The 21,792-nt window shown below is 48.9% G+C and carries 13 protein-coding genes and 3 pseudogenes; 8 read left to right on the forward strand and 8 right to left on the reverse strand.

Annotated elements, in window-relative coordinates:
* Positions 1-176: 176 nt before the first annotated feature.
* Positions 177-1,211, forward strand: a pseudogene (locus tag WDV75_RS06020) (3-deoxy-7-phosphoheptulonate synthase).
* A 60-nt stretch (positions 1,212-1,271) separates the two neighbouring features.
* Here the strand turns inward: WDV75_RS06020 and WDV75_RS06025 are convergent.
* The 5 genes from WDV75_RS06025 to WDV75_RS06045 are packed head-to-tail and all read right to left on the reverse strand — an operon-like array spanning position 1,272 to position 5,957.
* Complete coding sequence (locus WDV75_RS06025) at positions 1,272-2,786, reverse strand: conjugal transfer protein TraG N-terminal domain-containing protein (protein ID WP_273571413.1); 1,515 nt, start codon at positions 2,784-2,786, stop codon at positions 1,272-1,274.
* Entirely contained in the window at positions 2,783-3,133 is a 351-nt protein-coding gene (locus WDV75_RS06030) for a hypothetical protein (RefSeq protein ID WP_273571412.1), read from the reverse strand. Before WDV75_RS06030 ends, WDV75_RS06025 begins: the two co-directional genes overlap by 4 nt.
* 8 nt (positions 3,134-3,141) lie before the next feature.
* Positions 3,142-4,578, reverse strand: a complete 1,437-nt coding sequence (locus tag WDV75_RS06035; RefSeq protein ID WP_273571411.1) for an integrating conjugative element protein — start codon at positions 4,576-4,578, stop codon at positions 3,142-3,144.
* Between the two features lie 15 nt (positions 4,579-4,593).
* Positions 4,594-5,562, reverse strand: coding sequence for a TIGR03756 family integrating conjugative element protein (locus tag WDV75_RS06040; protein ID WP_273571409.1), 969 nt, complete (start codon positions 5,560-5,562; stop codon positions 4,594-4,596).
* Positions 5,559-5,957 carry a TIGR03757 family integrating conjugative element protein gene (locus tag WDV75_RS06045; protein ID WP_273571407.1) on the reverse strand — a complete coding sequence of 133 codons (399 nt, stop codon included), beginning with the start codon at positions 5,955-5,957 and terminating at the stop codon, positions 5,559-5,561. Before WDV75_RS06045 ends, WDV75_RS06040 begins: the two co-directional genes overlap by 4 nt.
* 421 nt (positions 5,958-6,378) lie before the next feature.
* Here WDV75_RS06045 and WDV75_RS06050 point away from each other — a divergent pair, with 421 nt between their 5' ends.
* From WDV75_RS06050 to WDV75_RS06070, 5 genes are read left to right on the forward strand one after another with little or no spacing between them, the layout of a single operon-like run.
* The gene (locus tag WDV75_RS06050) at positions 6,379-8,115 is read left to right on the forward strand and encodes a type VI secretion system baseplate subunit TssF (protein WP_338860887.1); all 1,737 of its coding nucleotides are present in this window, start codon (positions 6,379-6,381) and stop codon (positions 8,113-8,115) included.
* Between the two features lie 18 nt (positions 8,116-8,133).
* Positions 8,134-10,305 carry a type VI secretion system Vgr family protein gene (gene tssI, locus WDV75_RS06055; RefSeq protein WP_338860889.1) on the forward strand — a complete coding sequence of 724 codons (2,172 nt, stop codon included), beginning with the start codon at positions 8,134-8,136 and terminating at the stop codon, positions 10,303-10,305.
* A gap of 2 nt (positions 10,306-10,307) precedes the next feature.
* Positions 10,308-11,828 (forward strand): VRR-NUC domain-containing protein, encoded by a 1,521-nt coding sequence (locus WDV75_RS06060; RefSeq protein ID WP_273570484.1) that lies wholly within the window; start codon positions 10,308-10,310, stop codon positions 11,826-11,828.
* Between the two features lie 14 nt (positions 11,829-11,842).
* Positions 11,843-13,033: a type VI immunity family protein gene (locus WDV75_RS06065; RefSeq protein ID WP_273570485.1), complete on the forward strand. Its 1,191-nt coding sequence runs from the start codon at positions 11,843-11,845 to the stop codon at positions 13,031-13,033.
* Positions 13,017-13,286, forward strand: coding sequence for a PAAR domain-containing protein (locus WDV75_RS06070; RefSeq protein WP_187650394.1), 270 nt, complete (start codon positions 13,017-13,019; stop codon positions 13,284-13,286). The genes WDV75_RS06065 and WDV75_RS06070 overlap by 17 nt, the downstream gene beginning before the upstream one ends.
* A gap of 101 nt (positions 13,287-13,387) precedes the next feature.
* On the opposite strand, the gene WDV75_RS06075 is transcribed toward WDV75_RS06070, so the two are convergent.
* Complete coding sequence (locus tag WDV75_RS06075; protein ID WP_273570486.1) at positions 13,388-16,639, reverse strand: Ig-like domain-containing protein; 3,252 nt, start codon at positions 16,637-16,639, stop codon at positions 13,388-13,390.
* 450 nt (positions 16,640-17,089) lie between these two features.
* On the opposite strand from WDV75_RS06075, the gene WDV75_RS06080 reads away from it, so the two are divergent.
* Positions 17,090-17,434 carry a hypothetical protein gene (locus WDV75_RS06080; RefSeq protein ID WP_273570487.1) on the forward strand — a complete coding sequence of 115 codons (345 nt, stop codon included), beginning with the start codon at positions 17,090-17,092 and terminating at the stop codon, positions 17,432-17,434.
* A gap of 300 nt (positions 17,435-17,734) precedes the next feature.
* Here the strand turns inward: WDV75_RS06080 and WDV75_RS06085 are convergent, their stop codons facing one another.
* Both WDV75_RS06085 and WDV75_RS06090 read right to left on the reverse strand, forming a co-directional pair.
* Positions 17,735-20,515, reverse strand: a complete 2,781-nt coding sequence (locus tag WDV75_RS06085; protein ID WP_273570488.1) for a conjugative transfer ATPase — start codon at positions 20,513-20,515, stop codon at positions 17,735-17,737.
* A pseudogene (locus tag WDV75_RS06090) lies at positions 20,515-20,595 on the reverse strand (TIGR03751 family conjugal transfer lipoprotein); the annotation flags it as partial. The gene WDV75_RS06085 and the pseudogene WDV75_RS06090, both read right to left, overlap by 1 nt.
* On the opposite strand from WDV75_RS06090, the pseudogene WDV75_RS06095 reads away from it, so the two are divergent.
* Positions 20,589-21,593: pseudogene (locus WDV75_RS06095) on the forward strand (helicase RepA family protein); the annotation flags it as partial. The pseudogenes WDV75_RS06090 and WDV75_RS06095 sit on opposite strands and share 7 nt — an antisense overlap.
* Positions 21,594-21,792 lie beyond the last annotated feature (199 nt).

The raw sequence follows: 21,792 nt of genomic DNA on the forward strand, positions 1-21,792 counted from the left end.
TTATAGTATATTTCTCCTGCCACTGTGGTTATTACATTGTAGGTTTTCATATACCACAAATGATAAATTATTTTTAACTTTCACTCCATATAGAAATATTAACAATATTTTATATTTAATAATATTGTAAAAACAACAATAACGATATTAACTAAACATATTTTCAGAGGTTATATATGAATTCGAATTATTTTAGATTCTTACCAAACTTACCTATTCCTAACCAACTACCTTATAAAATAAAACTTAATAATGAAGTTATATTACACGTTAACAATAGCAGAGAAATCATTAAAAAAATTTTAACGGGAAAAGATGAACGGTTATTAGTAATTATTGGTCCCTGCTCTGTCCATGATGAAGAAGCGTGCCTAGATTATGCATAGCGATTAAAAAATATAATGCAACAATACCAAGACTCATTATTTATCGTAATGAGAACCTACTTAGAAAAACCTAGAACAACGTTAGGATGGAAGGGCTTTATTTCTGATCCCAATTTAGATGGTTCAGCTCACTATGCAGAAGGTTTATACCGCTCGCGAGAGCTTCTTTATAAAATCAATCAACTGGGAATAGCTACAGCTACAGAAATTCTCAATCCATATTTATACCCTTATTACTCTGATTTAATTAGTTGGGCAGCTATAGGTGCAAGAACAACAGAATCACAACCACACCGAGAGCTTGTATCTGGGTTACCCTATGCTGTTGGTTTTAAGAATAGCACCGATGGTAACATTCAAGTGGCTATAGATGCCATTAAAACGGCCAGACACTCGCACGTAACTTGTACCATTAACAATTTTGGTCAACTATCACTGGTATCTACACCAGGTAATCAGCATGTGCACATAATTCTTCGGGGTGGGAAGGCTCCCAATTATCATGAGCTTGACATTATACAGCTTAATGAAATACTAAAAAAACAATGTGTTATGATAGATTTGAGCCATGGTAACAGTCAGAAAAATCATAAACAGCAATTAATAGTAGCTGAATCTGTATGCCAACAAATAGAAAAAGGCTCTGTATCCATAAGAGGAGTGATGGTTGAGAGCTTTATTAAAGAGGGTAATCAACCGTTGAGCAAGCCTTTAGTTTATGGGCAATCTATCACTGACGCTTGTTTGAGCTGGCAAGATACTATAACGTTACTTAGTAAATTTCATGAGACGGTGCTCACCAAATACCAAGTTACAAAAAAGTGAAGGTAACTTTTCCCACACAAGACGCGGTAGGTTATAAATAGTATCTGCTCCCTTATGCTGTTACTTTCCCTTCGACAACATCTTTTGCATCACCATTTGCCCGAACAAGCCGGCAGACTGCCTGACCTGTCCCACGCCCTGGCTCATCATGCCCGCCATATCGCCCATCCGCACACCCGCCCAGGCCAGTGCCCCCAGCCAGACCATTGGCAGCACAATAAACAGCGTGCCCATCACCAGCCCCATAATCAAATCATCCGAGGTGTTCTGAAATCCCGCCAGATTCAACAGGCTGTGGGTGTCTGAGCCATACAAGGCGTCCAGTAAATAGCTATCTAACCAACGGGCAGTTTCCCACCAGAAAGTCAGGAAATTCAACGCAAACAGGGCGAACGTCAGTGTGAGTACCGTCTTAAATTCATAGGCGGCAAACAGCAGGATCAACGGGATCAGGATATACAACGCCATCAGGATCACCGCCTGTATCATCGGCAAAGCCTGACGCACCGCATCAAACGCCGGCATGCTGAGGAATCCCCCCAGCAGAGTCCCCGCAGAAGACCCCACTCGATTTGATTTGTCCCAGACCGTAAAATCGGCATTGCCGCCATACCCCGCATACACATAGCCGTCCTGAGACATTGTCAAGTTAACCGGACTGACTAAACGGCGGATCACCGCTTCTTGATATTCACGGGTTTCCTTGCCCAGCATTTTGAGGGCTGCCGACAGACGCAACCACAATCCCGGATCAGCCTCAGCCAATACTCTGGCCTTCAGTCCGGTTTTAGGGGTTGACCACCAGGCCTGACAGGTGGGATAACCACCCTGCCCGGTATTGGGCCGGCCAGTGTCCCGGCTTTTATTCCACGGAAATAGTCCCCTGGGCATTCGGGATTGCAGCGTCCGGTAATCGCCGGATAAGAAGGTGCGACTGCCCAGCCAGTCAATATCATGCAGGGTGGTCGGATCGGAGGTTTGCCCCTGATCCCGTTGTTTCCACTGATACAGTGCCAACGCATAGCAATCGTGGGTAAAATCCTGCAACTCCGCCGCCAGTGCCGGGTTGCTGATGCGGGTATGCTGCACCTCAAAGCGCACTTGCCGCAGATCCGGCCGGCAGGGAATGGAAGCGACCGCCGCTTGCGTTAATCCCTTTGACAACCGATGCACCACGGCCCACCAGAGGGGCACCGCCGCCGTCTGATTATTCAGGCTGGAGATCACCGGCGCATAACCACTTTTATCCGGCGCTTGCGGTGTCCAGGTGCCGCAACTTTTGGCACGGGACTGATCATACTGGAGGGTACTGAGGCTGACATTGACCAGCGGCACACAACACACCACCATGACGAAAAAGGCGCCATACAACGTATTTTCGAGACGGGCAAGCGACTGCAACCCGCCATGACCGTCCTCTTCACCGCATTCCCGCACTTTCAGCCAGACCGCGATGACCTTTATCACTAAAGGGGTTGTAAACAGTCCGGTGGCAATCAGTATTTGCCATAACCCGTTATTGACCACCCAACCCAGCAGGGTCAGAAAATATTCCAGATAGCTGTTGGTGGTCATTGCGTTACCTCAATCGCGCCTGACAGGGCATATTCACCCAGCAGGATAAACAACAGGCTGACCACTATCATCCGTATTAACGCGGCGCGGTGTGTCTTCTGATATGTTGTCCGTTGCCAGATTTTCCATCCGCCCCAACCTAACGTGACATAAAGGCATCCCCGCCAAACCAGCCAAACCGCTTTTGTCTTCATTATCCACTGATTCAGCGCGGACATTTTTTCGGGATACTCCATGCCTGCCCAACCCATCAGCAGTGTGACGACCATGACTGCGATGATGACCAGTAATACCCTGAACCCTGTTTTCACTTTCAGAATAGAATGCAATTTGACCGTTTCTGCCATGATCTACCTTACCTCCGTTCACTGTTAGGCATTTCCAGCTGATAAAAACGGGCATCGGTGCTGTCCGGCACCTGCTTTTGCGGATGGGCCTGAATACGGTGCGTGTCCCGCTCAATAATGGTCAGGATGGCGTTACGGGACAGTTCCCGTTTCAGCATCATTTCATTTTTCAGCGCATTGATTTCCCGATCCAGAGCCTCAATCCGCCGTTCCCCTTCGGCCAGCGCTTCCGGCTGGGCGGCCGCATTGGGTTCCGACATGCCGGTAATCAGTATGCGCCGCATCAGCAATGCGGTCTTGGCGGTCTCAGCCATCGCCAGCTCGCCCGCCAGACGCGCGGTCAACGCCGCACTGTCCGGGTCTCGCTGCAATGCCTGAATGACACCTTTGGTCACGGCCAGGCTGCCGGTTTTCAGTCTGGCCAGATTGGCGGCGGTCGGTTTTTCCATGCCATTGACCAGCTTCACCAGTTGTTCAATATTGGTTTTAGTGCCCTCTTCCAGCATCGGCGCAAAGCCGGTGCCGGCCACCGTCACGCCCGGCTGCTGCATTTCCCCACCGCTGGTGCATTCTGCGGCATTGGCACAGGTACGGATAGCCCGGTCGCCCAGCACTTTTACCACCGCCTCCGCCGCTTCTCTGGCATTCTGAAATTGGGTACAGGCACCGCCATCACACTGTTGATGGCTGACGGAAGCCTGGCTCAGTACCGGCAGGTGATTCATCATATTAAATCCCGCGCGGGCTAAATCACGGGTGGGCCGGATGGCATTTTGTCCCTTGCCCCCCTGCTTCTTCCCGCCAATCCACGGATGCCCGCTGGTGCCTGTGGCTTTGCTGCCGGCATTATTGACTCTTACCGCATCGGCATCCCCGCTGTTCACCTGTGTCTTATATTCCTGTAGGGCAGCCGATTGCGTCCATTTACTGTTTTGCGCAAAATCCATCATCCGTCGGGCCATGTTCTGGCAATTAAACTGGGCCTTGTCGTACGCCACATTGGCCTGCAACACACCGTTGGTCAGCATGTCATACAGCCCCGGGTTGGCACGCTGAATGATCATGGCGGGTAAGCTGGCAACAGCGCCGGTTGCCCCCTGGATCACTTCACTCATCAGGTTTTTAAACCCGGCTGTAATACCGTTTAACTGATTACCGACGGTAGTTTTTAAGTCAAAATTGCCGCACATCAAATCGGAACTCCAGCTCAGCTCCAGTCCACCCAGCGTGGTCAGGGAACGGCGGGTGGCCGGCTGTGAAATCACTGAGCCGCCCCCTAAGGTATAAAACAACGTATCGGAGACCGCACCGGAGACATCGGCACCATAACCCAGCACACTGTTATTTACCTGCGGTAATGAGAGGGATACAACCGGTGTATTACCCTGCACAGAAGCGGTTGCCAGCCCACTCAATACCAGCAATAACCCATTTATTTTCGTCATTATTCCTCCCTTATTTCAGATATCGGTACTGCCAAGAAAACGCTGCCCGCGACGCTGACAACAACTGTAGGGTTGCCACAGGGCATACGCCTGATTGCCATTGACCGCAGCCGCATGTTCGCCGTCAGGAAACACTGCGCAAGATTGACTTAACCGGGGTGATAATCGCTGCCATTGGTGGTTCTGGGTACCGGTATTTTCTGTCACTGGTTTGGGTGGCCAATAACCGTCAGCGCGTTGACCTTTTAATGTCTGATAAACATGGGGTTGCCCGGCGCGGGTGATAATATCCGCCACCCGCTGCGCCACCACGGCAGACGCTTTGTCATCATCGGTCTGATTGACAAAGCCTGAGCGCGGGTAAATAGTGCCCCACAGATTGGCGGCCATCTGGCTGCCCAGCTCCCGCTGGCCGGGAATAAGCGCTTCCGGGTAGAACGCTTCCGGCAAACCGGTGCGCCATGCCATCGTATCCAGCGTGCTGAGAAAATAAGGCACCAACGGGGTGGCCGCACTGCGGCAGGAATAGCCGGGAATTTGCCCGCCAATCAGACGGGTAGCGGGATGCCCGATGGCATCGGCATATTTAAAACGCAGGCTGGTCCGCCGCTGGCCTGAAATCTGGCTATTATGGTGGCCACCGCCCGCAGTCAGGTGGGATAACGCACCGGTGACAGCATTTTCCGGTCCGCCGGATAATCGGCTGACTTGCGCCATGTCTGCCCACGGATTGCCGCCGGGGGCGTGATAGGTGGACACCACCGCTTCGGGGAGGTAGTGAGTGACTTTAACCGACGTTTTTACCGTACAGCCATGCCAGGAACAAAACAGCCAGTAACAAATACCGCTGACCCGCCACTGGATACAGGATGGCGAGAGACTGCTGGCCACAATCTGGGCGGTGTTGAGGGAAGCCTGCGCAAAGGGAGCAAACGCCGCCATCAGCGTGATGACCACAGGAAAAGCAAGGCGTTGTGTCTTCATGGTTGACTTTGCTCCCTGAGGGCACTCGCCTTTGCCACATCTGCCGTACCATACACGACGTCCCGACCATTAAATACCACGGCCGGGTACTTACGCACGCCTGATTGCCAGGCTTTAACAACAGCACGATAAGACTGAATCAGTTGCTGTTCCTGCTGATGCCATTGGGGTGATTGCAGAATAGCTTGTGCCTGTATCAAAGCTTGCTGAGGGTCGGCAGACAAGTGAGTGAAGATTTGTCTCTGATGTTGTTCAGCCGCATCCAGCCAAACGACAGGTGTCTCCGGGGAAAAATTAACGGGAGGATGTTGGCTGTCGGTATAGATAACTATTTTCGCATTGACCGATAATGAGGCCAGCAATCCCCCCCAAAGCAATAAAGCCGACTTCCACATGGCACATTTCCCGTTTTATCAAACACCGGGATAGCCTGAAGAAATGCATTATTGATGTCAGTAATTAATTAGTTTTTGCAAAAGTAAAAAAAGTAAATGCACTTCAGACTAAGATCTTTCTTATTTGGGTTTTGGCTTGGAATTCTGATAACCATTTATCAAGACGCGTCCCCAATCACAAAAACAACCTTCCATAAAGTAAATTTAACAGATAATGCCGTAAAATACGCCATTAACCGTTATCAATGCCCAAATATGTATAAATTTTTCCAATAGAACACCGATGAGTAATTCATCAAAACATACATACGAGGATAAAAATAAAAGGCATAGTGAATATCCGTGCCTGGTAAGAGGGATTTAAACAAGTTGTGCCATTGTGAACCGGCCGAGTTTATTGAATATCGATAAGGAAAACGGTGTGAAAACATTTGAACAACACTTTCAACACGAGATCGAGTATCTCCGCGCATTACAAAAACTGGTGCGGGAGGAAAAACCACATCTGGCGGATATCCTCAGTGGACACGATCCGGATGTGGAAAGAGTCAATGAAGGCTTGGCCTTTTTGACTGCCCGTCTGCGCCAAAAAATTGACGATGGATTGCCTGAATACACCCAACCATTACTGCAACGCTTACACTCGCAGACAATAAAAGGTCTACCGGCAACCAGTGTGATGCAACTGGATAGCGTTCAGGGGACAGATAATGCTTACTCCGTACCGGCAGGCAGTAAAATCACCACAGAAAATGACACACCATTCATGAGCTGTCGCCCCTGTGATATCGAGCCACTGACACTGATTCGGCGGGAACTCCATCATCAGGCACAGGAGACCCAGATTACCCTGACATTCCGGTATACGGGCAAAGATGCCCGTTGGGCAATCAAACCCATCAGCCTGTTTCTCAGTGCTGATGAAACCGTCGCAGATACCCTGATGCTGGCACTGACACAAGAGGCTTATAACATTCAGTTATACCGAGAAAATTCCCCTTACCCAATGGAAGGTTTGCGTTTGGAACCCTTGCAGGGCACTTCCGGGCTTATTTTGTCCCGGCCACAGCGGGCGGGAAACTGGGCGCCACAAATGCTAATAGAGTCACTTTATTTGCCCCATGTTCATCACTTCATCACATTGGTTTTGCCGACGACGATGCGAAGCCACTTATTCATGACAGAAACCCGTGAATTTACTATTGTAATCAAACTCAGGTATGAATTGGCCGTGTCTGAAGCACAGATAGCGACAGCGTTTCACCTGCATTGTGTGCCCGTGGTCAATCGACAAATAACACAATTAACCGTGCCGTTTAATTTAGGGACTGAGCGTTATCGCTTACCCTTATCACCCTCGCAGGGTGTACTGGATGTGCACAGCATTGCACTGGAACAAGAACCGGATGAAGAGTACGACCGGGGCGAGTCTTTCCGTTTCTATCCAGATCGCTTGTTAACCGGTATGGATCGCTATTTGGATGACGAACAGGCCAGGTTCTATTCACTGGAAATGGGGGAAGATGCGTTAGGCCGCTTGCAATACGATCTGGTCTTCCGGGACAGTCGGGGACAATTCATGACACAGCCTCCGGCGCGAAAATTTATCTGTCAGGTAGCGACATTCGGGCTTCAGCCGGAGCCATTAATGGCTGATGAAATGTGTGATGCGGATGAAACATTCCCTGATAATATGCAAGTCAAAAACCTGACACCCCCTTCTTCGCCCTATCCGCCGCTCACCGACAGTCACCGCTACTGGACGTTATTGTCACATTATTCGGCCAACCCATTTTTGCTGCATTCTGCTGACATGCTCAAAGAGCTATTGCGCGGCTATGACTTTTATACAGAAACAAACCGAAGCCGGAGCCGGGCACTGCGCCGCAGGATTGATGGCATTGTTTCCGTGCATTCGAAAACGAGCGACTGGCTGATTAAGGGCGTCCCCCACCGCTGCCTGTTTATTGAACTGATGCTGGATGACAGCGCCTACACTCATGAAGGGGAGGCTTTCATGTTTGCCCATGGTGTGTCTCAATTTCTGCCATTTTGCCTGACGCAGGATATGCACATGTTAGTGACCTGCCGTACCACGGCGGGAAAATTCTATAAGCTAATGCCCCGTCCCGTACTGGGGTATCGTCCGTTAATGTAACAATAAGGAAATACGGTTATGGATGGTTTGGTTTTTACCTGCCAAATCGGTCGACTCCCGCCAACGACCTTTCAGGTGGTTAACTTCACTCTGCGGGAGCATTTATCTCAGCTTTTTCACCTGACTCTGACGGTGGTCAGCGCCGTCAATAATATCCCTCTGGGTGAGCAGCTTAACCAGGAAGCCTCACTGACCGTCAAGCGTAATGGCGTGGTGGAACGGACGGTCAATGGTATCGTTGCCGGCGCAGTACAGGGGAATACTGACGGAAAGCAGACGGTTTACACCTTTACCCTGCGTCCTGACATGTGGCGGATGACGCTCAATCAGGACAGCCGTATTTATCAGCATCTTTCCGTACCGGATATTTTGAAAAAATTGCTGGGAGAGCACCGGGTAAAAGCTGACAGCAAGTTCTATGATAGCGCCGGTTATCATGCGCCCCGCGACTACATTACCCAGAAACGGGAATCAGCCTACGATTTCTGGTGCCGGTTAGCGGCGGAAGAAGGCATTATTTTCTGGTTTGAGGAAAACCAGATGTTTTACAGCAACTCTCACCTCGGTATGACGGCCGCCTTACCCTTGGTCTACAATGGTCAACCCAACACGGATGATACTGACTCAACCGTCTGGCAGTGGCAGTATGGCGAATATTTATGCCCTGATGAGTTTATCCATAAAGATTACAACTACCTGCGTCCTTCCCAACCGATGCAAACCAAAGCCAACGTAGAACCCAGCTGCGGGCATTCCGTTTTTGAAAGTTACGGGCGTTTCCAGTGGAGTAAAGAAGGACAACCCTTCGGTCAAATTCGTCTTAACCAGTTGAACAGCGAAAGTAAACTGGGCTCCGCACAGTCTAACTGCATCAAATTACGGCCGGGTAAAATCTTTACCCTCAGTGCACATCCGTCTGACGCGATGAATGACCGCTGGCAGGTGGTCAGCATCACGCATCATGGCGCTCAGCCGCAAGCAGCAGGAATAGGCGGTGAAGGCACCACATTAACCAGCGATATGACTTTTATCCCCGGCTTTGATGACTGGCGGCCACCGTATCACTATAAGCCACTGGCAGACGGTGATGAGCTGGCCACAGTTGTCGGGCCGGAAGGCGAAGAGATATTCACCAATGAACTCGGTGCCATTAAAGTGCATTTTCACTGGAACCGCTATGATAAACTTGGTGACAGTTCGTCCTGTTGGGTGCGTGTTGCCCAGGGCTGGAATGGCAATAACTTTGGCTTTATGGCAATCCCCCGTATCGGTCAGGAAGTGATTATTTCTTACCTGAACGGTGATATAGACCGTCCAATAGTGACCGGTTGCAATTACAATGGCCGCAATAGCCCGCCGCTGGATTTACCGGGCCAAAAAACTCGTACCACGTTTAAAACTAAAACGCATAAAGGTGAAGGTTTTAACGAGCTACGCTTTGAGGATGCCAAAGGTAGCGAAGAAGTCTATATCCATGCGCAGAAAGACATGAACACCAAGGTGCTGAACAATCGTACCACTCATGTGGATGTTGACCATGAAGAGCGTATTGGCAACGACCAGAAGATAACAATAGTACGTGACCAGTTTGAAGAGATTCAGCGCAATCGCCAAACAGTTATCAAACAGGATGATGACGAATCAGTTTCCGGTCACCAGACCTTGCGGGTTGAGAAAAATCAGTCCAGCACCATTACCGGGCAGCAAAGCACCAACATCGGTAAAAGCCAGTTACTGGAAATTAACGATAATCAGGAAGTGCGTGTTGGTAAACACATTGTGCTGCAATCCCAAAGCGGCCAGATCACCATTGGCAATTCAGGCGGTCAAATCATCATCGATCCAACAGGAGCAATTACGATTTCGGGTACGTCCATATCCATGACCGAACACGCAGCAGGAAAAGCTGGCAGTCAGCCACTGTTTGATTATTCGGGGCGTTATATTCTGACCAACAGCAAGAACGAAAATAAACCACTGACCAATACTCTGTACCAGATAAAAACACCCTCTGGCATCGTATCTGGGCGTACTGATGCCGCAGGGCGTACCGCCATCGTGCAAACTCAACAAGCGGATACACTGGAATTCAGTATCCCAGAAGAGCAGAAAAAGAAAAAAAACCAAACGCTGTACCACGTTGGTAATAATCAACCCGTGGATTATGTGATGGAATTTAAGGAGGAATAAAAATGACTCAGCAATTACAACCCGGTGGAATGTGTCCAGCCATTACATCAGTGAGATGTAGAATGGAGCGAGTCGCATTTCCCAAAGATGAGGATCAATGTTATTTAGCCAAGAAAGCAGCTTTCGCCATTTGGGCACCAAAGGCAGGAATAAATAAAAATGGAGCCGCATTCTCGCTAAAACAGGCTGTGATGAGTGGTCTCATCAGAGTTGAGGAAAAAATTCACGATTGGTTATGGCAATACAAGGCTGAAGTCGTTTTCTTTATGAGAGGATATGATGTGCCATTACCAATGCTGGCCAATAGTGAGGCAAGAAGAACTAAATACGCAGGTAATCTCCCCCATTCAGAAAGCCCATTCTCACATTTGACTAACGTGGAAAAGAATAAATTCGGTGTTACGAGTATCCGACGACCGGATATTATTTTGGTCAAAAACAAGCAACTCCGCTGGCCTGGACGTGAAGGTCAATATTTTGATGGTTCTGTTCACCCTGATAACCTAAAGATGCTCATTGAAGTGAAGTTTCCTGGTGATACTTTGAAGAAAGGGCAGGAAATAGATTATGAAATAATCGCCACTCAAGCTCGTTTTGGGGTTTTTGTTGTTGAGGATAACCGTGATTCAAAGGAGTGGGAAACACTTTCGGCAGAAGCTAAAGCCGCCGAGCGGGAAAACATTAAGCAACATCTGTCTCAATTCAGCCGTTCTATTATCCCCCCTGCAATAGAAGGATTGGCCTCTTCTTTACCAGTGCCAATACCAGGCTATACAGGTATTGAGCAGTTGTTACTAAAAAATATCCCCCTAGTCAGCGAGAGGCAATGGCAATACGAACCTATATTTAGCCTGTGGTTAGCCGTGCGTCATACGGCCATTCCAGCGATGATAGCGCTTTCTTCCGAGAAGGAACCATCATTTTTAGAGCGCGTAGAGCAATATTACGATCAGAGTGCCAGATTTGTATCAGAAAGTGTGACTTATGCCAAAAATGCCATTGTCCGAAGTTGGGAATGGACATGGGATTTAACTGCCAGTGGTTTTAATTACCTGAGTGATAAAACCCGTGCAGCATTAGCTGCCTGTGGTGCCTGGTTTCGTGAATCAGGTCAGTGGATAGCGGATGAAATTATCGATCCGGTGACAAAAAAGCTGAGTTATGCCATTCATTGGGTAAGTGAAAAAACAGGAGAAATCGTTCGTCTCACCGAAGCTAAAATCAAGGAAGCCGTGGAAACGGTATACAAATATACCGATTTGACGATAGACGCCTTGAAACAGGTCGATTGGTATCAGATAGCCGCTGACCTGGGTAATGGAACAATTCAGTTAATGGTAAAAATAGGAGAAGAAATCATTACCATTATTGAAAAAATTATCGTTGTCGCAGCGATAGTTTTGTTGGCGGGTTTAATTATCTGGGTGGGTGGCATTGTTGGTGGTGCCGCATCCGCGGTATGGGCAACCCTAGCAGCGGCAGTGACGGGGATTACCGCCTTAACAGCGGCAACCGTATCATAAGGAAAATGATTATTATGAATAAAGAAGCCTATTTTGAGCATATCAAGGCACAATTAACGGGATTTACCCTGCAAAGTGAACGAGATATTACCGTCACCCGTTTAGGGTTGGCTATCACGTTGTTTTTTAAACAAGGTTATACCCGTGAAAAGAAAGAACGTATTTTAGCCTGTTATCGCCGTTTTCGGGAAATGTACGGGGGGAGGTTAAAATTTCATACGCATGAATTTGATGGATTGAAAAAATATTCAGATCAAAATATTACAAAAGTTGAGCAATTAATTCTGAATGCCGATGGTAATCTGACATGCGGTTGGGATATCAGTGATGCAAAAAATGTGAGTGAAGCCCCTCAATATTGGATGCACTATATTGATTCATATGAAATAGCAGGTAACAAAGGTAGCTCTTACCTGTGTCTAGTATTACCGTGGGATACTCTAACTACAGAACAAGGACAAGCTGAATTTATAGAATGGTTGACATTTTTATGTAACCAATTGAATCCAGATCATGGTGATTGTGGTTATACAATAGTACTACCGCGGGATTATCATCTGTATATGCCGCAAGAATACCAGCTTGCTATTCGTTATCCTACTATGCAGGTTAACTCTACCGTACACATGTGTGCAAGACACTATTTTAATAGTATACGTAGTATTAACTGGATTACTTTGTTATCAAAACGCTTCATTAAACGATTGGGTAATGAGCAATGGGTTAGAAAAAAATTGTCTATCCACCCAGATATCGTTATTACCAATTATGATGATGGGTTGATAATTCAAGCGGGAGAATATCCTGATTTAACTCCATTACCTGCTAATGTCCCAGAAAGCTATTTTGCTCTTAATGAACTAATCAGACCTATTCGTTATGCTTTAGAGGAAGGTGATTCTTTACATTCTTACGGCTCAGGCCATTTCACGGGTACAACCAGCGCCCTCTGGTATGCCCGTTATGACCGTGGCCCCCTACAGGTTGACCTGTTAATAGCTGGCGAACCCGCCAGAGTCGATGGTTACTGGACAACCAAAGGCCGTGAAGGACTGGAAAACATCATTCTGCAAGGTGATATCGCCCCGGATGTAGAGGGTAATGCCCCCGGCACCACTGTATGGCGTTTGGTGCGTCAGATTGAACATGACGACATTAAAGATCTGAAAGAACTTGAGGCACAGCAAAATGCGGGCAACCATTGATGGAAAAAAAATTATCCTGAAAGGCGATACTACAAACACAAGTGGCACCGTACTAACAGGTTCAGGCCTAACCAAACAGGGGGAGCCCGTTGCTTGTGTTGGTGACAGCGTGTTTTGCCCGGCTTGTAAAAGCACGGGAGCTATTGCTGAAGGTTCTCCACTGACGGTGATACAGGGTAAAGCGGTTGCACTGGAGGGGCACAAAGTGAATTGTAGTTGCCCATCTGGATGTACACTTGTTGCTACGGGTTAATAAAACAAGAAATCAGACATTATCCTGACCGATTGAAATTCTCTTAAGTGGCTGTTTTAACAGCCACTGACTTTATTTAGCCGGTAAATTGGGCAACATTGCTACCTGCCACACGCAAATCCGGTCATCGGCCAGCCATTTCGCATCCACCGGTCTGTTTCTGCCCAAAACGCCCATTTCGCCTGATGCTCTGCTGAACCTGAGCTGGCCGCCAGATAATCCGTTGATGTCACGTAAAATTCCCGCGCCCAACCATCATAAAGATAAAAGTTCCCCCATTCCTCATAGAGCCGTTCCAGGGCATATTTGGTGGCAATCCGGCTGCCGAGTGATTGGCAAAGCTGTTTCGCATGAGAATAAAAGTCTTTTGTCAGGCCGGAGCGCTCAAACCAGGTGTGAACCGTCAAGGTCAGTGCGACCTGTTGCCCGGTCTCATCAGTGCCGGTGAGCCTGACTCCGTCAGGATTTTGTTGCACCGTCACCCCATCCCCCGATACCGTCACCGAGGGTGAATCACTCTGCCAGCTTACTCTGCCTGTATTGCCGGCCGTGATAAGGCGAAATTTTGCGCCACGCCAGAGTACGGAAGGTCCCCGGAGACCAAACGATTTCTGGTTGGCATTGCCACCCTGGCGGTCAACGGCAACGGTATCAACCAGGCGTAACGGCAGGATAAATTCCACAGAAGAAGCGACTTGCTGCGCACCCACTTCAGCAGTGACCGAAGCCTGTCCAGCATGACGACTGACAAAGGTTGCCGTTGCATTTCCCTGACGGTCTGTCCTGTCTTCTGCAAAAATCATCTCGCCAAGGTTGCCAGACCAATCAACCGCTTTATCCGCAAGCCCCTGCCCATGAATATCGGTAACGGTGACAGTAAAAGTCACCCGATCTTCGCCATCCGCCGCAGCACGGGTTTTATTGACCCGAATGGTGGATAACAGCACTTCATCAAAGGTGACAATAGGGGCAGCCACTTTATGATCACCGACCTGGATCTGAACCTGGTGCTCCCCTGCAAACGTACTACTCAGCTGAACCTGCGCTTGTCCCTGAGGGTCGGTTTGTGTCCGTTCTGAGGACAGCACACCGTGATCTGTTTGCCAACTCACTGGCTGATTTTCCACGGGTGATCCCAGTGAATCTAACACCCTAGCCGTCAACACAATCGTATCCTGCCCATCACCTTTCGCCCTGACTTTATCCACCGTGATCGCGGGTCTTAGCCGGCGTTCAAACGTCACCGGAGCAGCATCAAGGGTTTTTCCCGCCACCTCGGCTTTCACCGTTGCCCTCCCTGCGATGCGGCTGATTAACCGGGCTGTCGCTTCTCCCTGACTGTTTGTCTGTTCCTGCCTGTCCAGAAGTTGCCCGTTATCCGCAGACCACTGCACTTTACTGTGGGCAACGGGGTGATCTGCTGCATCGCGCACGTTCACCGTATAAAGAATGCTGTCCTGACCATCGGCCATCGCGGTTTGTTTGTCTGCCTGAAGGGTGTGCGTTAACGAAGCGATAAAAGTAATCGGTGAAGACATCACCGTTTCACTGCCAACCGCCACTGCTACTTCTGCATTTCCTGATACTTTGCTGGTTAAATAGGCGGTGGCCTGCCCTTTCCCATCAGTCATTAATGAAAATGAGGAGAACTGGCCGAGAAGAGTCTGCCAGCCAACAGCCTGATTGGGCACAGGTTGACCATCGGCGTTTTTAACCGTGACCGTCAAAGTCGCTCTCGATTTCCCATCCGCCTGAACGCTGTGCTTATCAATGGTGATTTCGGGTATCAGCACCGCATCAAACTGGCCTGAAGGTGCAACAACAGATTCTTCATCCACAGTAACACGTACCGCATGCAGCCCCTGCTGACGACTGCGCAGCACGACCGATGCCTGCCCCTGCGCATCGGTGTCCTGCCGGGTTTGGGATAATGTACCTTTATCACTTGACCAGATAACAGCCTGATAAGGGACAGGAGTGCCTTCCTGATCGGTGACAAGGACGGTATAGATCACACTGTCATGACCATCGGCTTTGGCCTGCGTTTTATTCGCTGTCACCTGCCATCGCTTTTCGGTCGGCAGACTCACCACCAGGATTTCTGCCCGGTTAGAGCGGTTACCCCGATTATCAACGGCAACCCCCGAAAGCCGGACGGGGTTTTTCGGGGTTTTCGGCAACCGTAATGTCACTTTACCTGGTTGCTGATCAAGTATTTTCCCGCCTGCCTGCTGTAATTCAGCCGTATCCAGCGCTAAACGTGCCAACGGATATTGGGTGTGGATAACGGGAAAAAAGGTCACTTCCTTGCCTTCATAGCCTTTAACCGAGGTCGGAAAGGCCAGCGTCAGCAGCGTTTGCTTCTGATAATCCAGTACCATATCACTGCGCCGGTTCACAAAATCCCACTGACTGGATCTCAGGCTGCGCAGGGGGGCGACGGCGTTCGGGTCAAGCTGATGGCTGAACGGAACACCCAACCGATAATTGAGGTTCAGGGTAAAACGGTTCTCACTGGTCCCTTGTTTACCCTGCTGAAAATCGGCACCCAATGTGACTAAGGGGACTGGCGTGTAAGTCAGCCCGGCGGTGACGCTGTACGGATTTTTCTGGCGTTCTGCTTCACCGAATAAGGCAACCTGCTGCCCATCATAGTGTTCATACTTCAACTGTCCGCCCCAGTGAGGAAAAGCCGGCAAATACGCTTCGGCCTGAATATCCCAGCCATTGGCGGGTCTTGCATCAAAATCGGTGAGCCGTGAGGGCTTCCAATGGGATAAACGCTGGTAAAGGTTGGCAGACAATTTGACGTTATCATGCCAGGCTTCTAACCCAAGACTGTAACGGTGGTGCTGCTCCGGCCACAACGCATCCCAGAAGATATTGGCACCCCAGAGCCAGTTATCATTCAAATAGCGGTATCCCATGCCAAGATGGGTAGTCGTCTGACCGTGTCCGGTTTTAACACCTAACTGGCTGAATGCTATGTAGGCTGAGGTGGTATGCCACGGTAGCAACCAATCCAGTGTGGCTTCTTTTAACGAAAAAGCGTGCTCAAAGGGGAGTGATACCCGGGCATTACCGAATTGGTTAAGCCAGGGGATTAATGTGGAAGTGACTACCGATGATAGCTGTTGAGCGGTGATTGACTGTATGGCTTCGGTGGGAGATTGCGATTGGTTAAGTTGTTGTCCTAATTGTGAAGTGATTTCTGCCAGTTTGAGGTCAGAAAGATTATCTTCGTTTTGATGTTCTGACGTGGCCTGGCCTTGAAAACTCAGAGCCAAACTCAACAGGCCGATGATCAGGCGTCTCGTGTTATTGAACAGAGAGGATGGGAATTTTTGCAACACTGACTGTTACCCTTTTCATTAATGATGAAAGGGGTAACATGATTGAAAAACAGCTCATATACAGTACTCAATTCTTTTTCCGATAGTGAAAATTAAAACAAATAGGGGATACGCTAATGGTGAAAAACATGAGTAATACGTCAGGAAAATGGTCAAAATGCCTTGTATCACAAGAGATAGAGTGAATTAGTAGATAAGATAGATAATCCCAGCCTATTTTTATAAAAATTAAAACATAAAAAAATCTAAACCTCTTATTTTAATGGGTAAAATCAATGTCTTATTATTAATAAATTAAGTTCATAAAATGAAATAATTATTATTTAATCAATATGTTACAATAAGCTACATTTTCACGTCTTATTTAAAGTGTGGCGTGTTTTCATTGGGTATCTACCAAAAGGTAAGGATGGTATTTACATGTGTAAACAAGCCAACAAGGAGGCAAGTATGTCTGATAAATGGTACAAATATACGATAAGCGCAATAGATCATCGCTGGGAATTTCTGCCAACGGTAGAGGAAATTCTTACCAAATTGGTATCATCGGAAGATGATGAACAGGAATATGAAAATAAAACATTTCGCGCTCTCAGTAAATTTTTAGCCGACTGGGAAGAAGCCAGAGCAATAGCTGACTACTGGGAAGAAGTTTTTATCAAAGGGCCATGCGTTTTTTGTGTTCCGAATGATCTTACATTTAGCTACGGATTTGTCTGGAAACAACGTAGCAATGGGTTAACTTTTGTAATCAGCCCTGTGGAACTTCCTCACCTTAATGAGTTTGCGTATTAAAGGTAGTAGTAAAAATGAATTAGGCACATTATTCAATAATCAACCAAAACAAAGAATCATTATACCATTAACAAAAATAGATCTGGATAATTTGAAAAAAGACATTGAGTATTTAGTGGGTAATGAACTCTGATAACGTAATCAAGAGACAACTGTATGGCAGGGTTGTTTAATTACAATTGACTTTGAAAAAATGGAGACGAGTATAGAATTCAAATACAAAGACTAATCACCTGAAAGTGATCCCAATCCTGGCATTGGGATCTTGACTATTATTTGCTCTCAGTAAGTCAGATTATCTCAGCCAGTTTCTTTTGCTATATTGTGTTCCACAACATCAGTCCTTAATCCCCGAACAACATCCATTTTTCTGGCTACCCACATCGCCGCCTCCAGTTCACTGCACTGATGCTCGCGCATTAACGCCCGCCGTTCTGCTTTTTCTTCTTTTTCCGTCATCCCCAACGCCAGATAGAGGCTTGGGGGCACGACCCGGAACAACGCCTCGATTTTTTTCGCCAGCACCACGCCTTCGGTATAACAGCGGGGTAATTTACTGGCGGAGAGCAAGACAGCTTTCTGTTCTTCGTTAAGTTTTTTGAAGCGGGCGATTTGTTCGACTTCATCCGGGGGCATGGTCAGGCACAGCCACCATTCGGCCATATTCAGCATTTTCTCAGCCGTATCCGGGTAATCGGCGAGGTTTTGCGTCGCCAGCCACAGCCAGGCCCCCAGTTTACGCCACATTTTCACCACTTTGGTCATATAGGGGGAGAGTAGCGGGTTGGTGGTAGTGATATGCCCTTCATCAATCACCAGTTGCAGTTCTCTGTCCTGATACTGGTCGCGTTCGGCCAGATTATTCACACTGTTAATCAGTGACACCATCGCCAGCGCCATCTGTGCCGAATAGTTTTCACGCGCCAGCGTACCCAAATCAATCAACGTGACGTCGACTTCCGGCCACGGGGTGCCGGGACGGTTAAACAGCTCCCCTTCAAAACCCTGGGTAAACATCGACATGGCGCCGGCCATTTCATCTGCCCGCGCCCGTCGGTGTGCCGTAATTAAAGGTTGCCCATGCTCATCCTGCCGATGATTGCGGGCGATAGCATACAGCGCATTTTGTAAGTCAGAGGCCAGCATCTGGCGTCCCTCAGCATGGCTGGTGTGTGCCGCCATCATAATGGCTTCGCGGATCAAACCCCGGTCGGAACGGGTTAAACGCTCCTCCTCTTTTTTCTCACCGCCGGTGATCATCAGCCGGGCCGCGATTTCCATCTCACCCAGAATATCACGCTGTTCATCCCCGTCATCCTGCGATTCATCGGCATCCGGAATATCGGCTTCATGAATACACAGTTGTCCGGGACTCAGTTGCAGCAGCTGGTGCGCATCAGCAAACAGCGCCAGACTCACGCCACAGCCCGGTTTAATACCGATTTTATTGACCGTCAGCCCCAGACTGGCGTAGTAATCGGCCAGTAAACCAAAGCTGTTACCGGCTTCGACAATAAACAGGCGCGGTCGGTGGATCGCCATCAGTTGCACCAGGGAGGCGCACAACGTGGCGGATTTGCCTGCCCCGGTCGGGCCAAATAATAATAAATGCGCATTCTGGGTACGATCCTGTTTATTCATCGGATCGAAGGTCAGCGGTGCCCCACCGCGATTAAAGAAGCTGAACCCCGGGTGCCCGGTGCCGGTTGAACGGCCGGTCACCGGTATCAGTCCGGCCAGATGCTGCACCCAGCTCAGGCGGCTGTACCAGTGTTTTTTATCTTTCTGCGGATTAAACCCCATCGGCAAAGCGCGCAGATAGGCATTCAGCGGGGACACACTGAATTCCGGTCGCACCGGCTGTAATCCGGCGGTCAGTAACGTTGATGATAACTGATGCACCCGCTGGTTCAGGTCAGTGATATCGTTGCCCCGCACCAGAAAGATCAGCGCACTGCGGTACAGTTTATGGCGTCGTCCCAGTAAAGCTTTGACTTCCTGCACATCCTGCCGGACACGCGCCGATTCGGTATTTTCCCCCACGGCATTTTTTGCCAGCCGGGTAAAATCCGCTTCCAGCGTATCCTGTGCCTGCGCCACGATGGTCAAAGAAACCACGGTGCCTGCCGGCATCATATCCATCAGGGCATTGATATTATCCCCCCGTTTCACTTCCCCCGTCAGCGTGCCCGGCACCGGCGGGCGGCGCAGACGTTCAACCGGCACCGCTTGATGTGGCAGGCCATCAAACCACCAGATGCCATTGTCAGGATCAGACACCGGCGGGGTAAACCACAGGCTTTCGGCAAAATCATTATGGATCGGGAGATCGGGCTGCGGAGGCGTTTCATCACTCACCGTGCGATAAAAATCGGCTTTTGCCATGCCCCAGTCCGGGGCTGGATTAAAATGACGTAACAACCAACGATGGATCTGCGCGCCATGCTGCCGGACAGCCACAATTCCCGCCGCCGCCAGTGACGACACCAGTCGTTCGCAGACCTGGTTGAGTGCGGCCACTGAAGATAACGTTGAGTTGGTTGCCTGTGATTGGTGAGCAGGCAGCCAGCGATAGACGACCATGCGCGTCTGGCGTTGTTGTCCCCGCCATGGTTGTCCGGTGATCAGGCTATCCTGAAATATTCCCTCAGGCCGGGCAATGCTGTTCAGGTGGCGCTCAGATTCAGCCAGAAAAGCCGCCGTAAACGCGGTCCCTTGCGCCCAGGGTTTGACGTAATCCCGTAATGTATTGAGATAGGCCGCAGGATCATCTTCGTCCTGACAAAAAAATTGCACCACCCACGGTGAGATATCGTCCTCTTCCAGACTGTCCTGGATCGCATCTTCCAGCTGATCCCGAATTTCAATCAGTCTCTCCATTGGACGCCCTTCGGTGGCAACAGGCTCGATGCGGTAGATCGCCCCGACAGAGACACCATCATCCAGCAACAGGCATTGCCCGTCTTCCAGATATTCCACCCAGGGCAGATAATCGATAATGGAAGGGTTGGCCCGGTAAATCGCGGCTTCATCGGCTTCACGCAGCTGGTCGGGGCGGTGCAGCGGTTTAGGGATTTCCATCACAATGCCTCCGTGCGTTCACCCGGCAGGGCATATTGCACCTGCTGATAAAACGGGAACACGGTGCTGTAGCCCTGTATCCGTTGGCTCAGAAGGATTTGATGCTCAGTTGGACTATGTTGTTAAAGGCATCATCCCAGCACATTCCTTATGCAGCATTTACGGAGCTAGCGGGTCATATAAAAGTTTTCTGGCGGGTGCATGGGGTTGTCACATTGCCACGGGTAAAGCATGGGCAGGAAAAAAGGTTGCTCAGGGTTCTGTGCTGTACGTTGTCGGCGAAGGCGGGATTGGTGTACCACGGCGCATCAAGGCATGGGAAATCGTCAACGGTCAGACAGTTAAAAATATGTATCTGATCAATACCCCAGTATTTCCGGCCTCACCAGCCGAAGTACATGAACTCGTGATTGCCGCCCAGCAGGTTGAGTCTGAAACAGGCGAACCGGTACGCCTGATTATTCTGGACACTCTTGCCCGTTGTTTTGGTGGTGCTGATGAGAATGATTCAAAAGATATGGGCGCTTTTGTCCGGGGCTGTGACGAACTAAAAGCCAGAACAGGGGCAAGTATTCTCGTGGTTCACCATTCCGGTAAAGATGAAAGCAAAGGCGCAAGGGGTTCCAGTGCCTTTCGTGCTGCGCTGGATGTTGAATACCGGATCAATCGGGAAGGGAAAAAAGGCGGTGCGCTGGTTATCACCTGCACCAAGATGAAAGATGCCGAAGAACCGGAAACCAAAGCCTATGACATGCGTGTAGTTGAACTTTTTACCGATAAAGACGGTGAAGATATTACATCACTGGCTCTGATTGACAGGCCACGTGATCCAGTTGAAGAGGAAGAAATCGGTCATGTTTCCAATAAGAGCGATAACCACACAGCATTATGGCAGTGCATCCGATCACGTACTGCTTTGAACGAGCCTTGCAGTATTGCCCTTGTCCGTGATGATTTAAAAGCGATGGGGGTGAATGTGAAGAATTTCAGCCGTTGGTTGACCAAGTTAGAACAGGATGGCTTGATTGCCCGCAACGGGCAGGAACTCACCATCATTAACCAGAGAAATGAAGATTAAAAAGTGAGTAAAAAAGTGAGGAACGGCGAGGAAAGGAAATTTGTGCCTTACCAAATTCCTCACTTTTTACGCCTATATACGGAAAAAGTGAGGAGCACAAAACGCATTGATTTTTAAGGATAAAAAATTATCAATTCCTCACCTGTTTTTGCAGTGAGTAAAATAAAAAGTGAGGAGAAAAATGAGGAGCAGGTGAGGA

Origin of the sequence: Xenorhabdus griffiniae, from assembly GCF_037265215.1 — a bacterium.
GTDB classification, from domain to species: Bacteria; Pseudomonadota; Gammaproteobacteria; order Enterobacterales; family Enterobacteriaceae; genus Xenorhabdus; species Xenorhabdus griffiniae.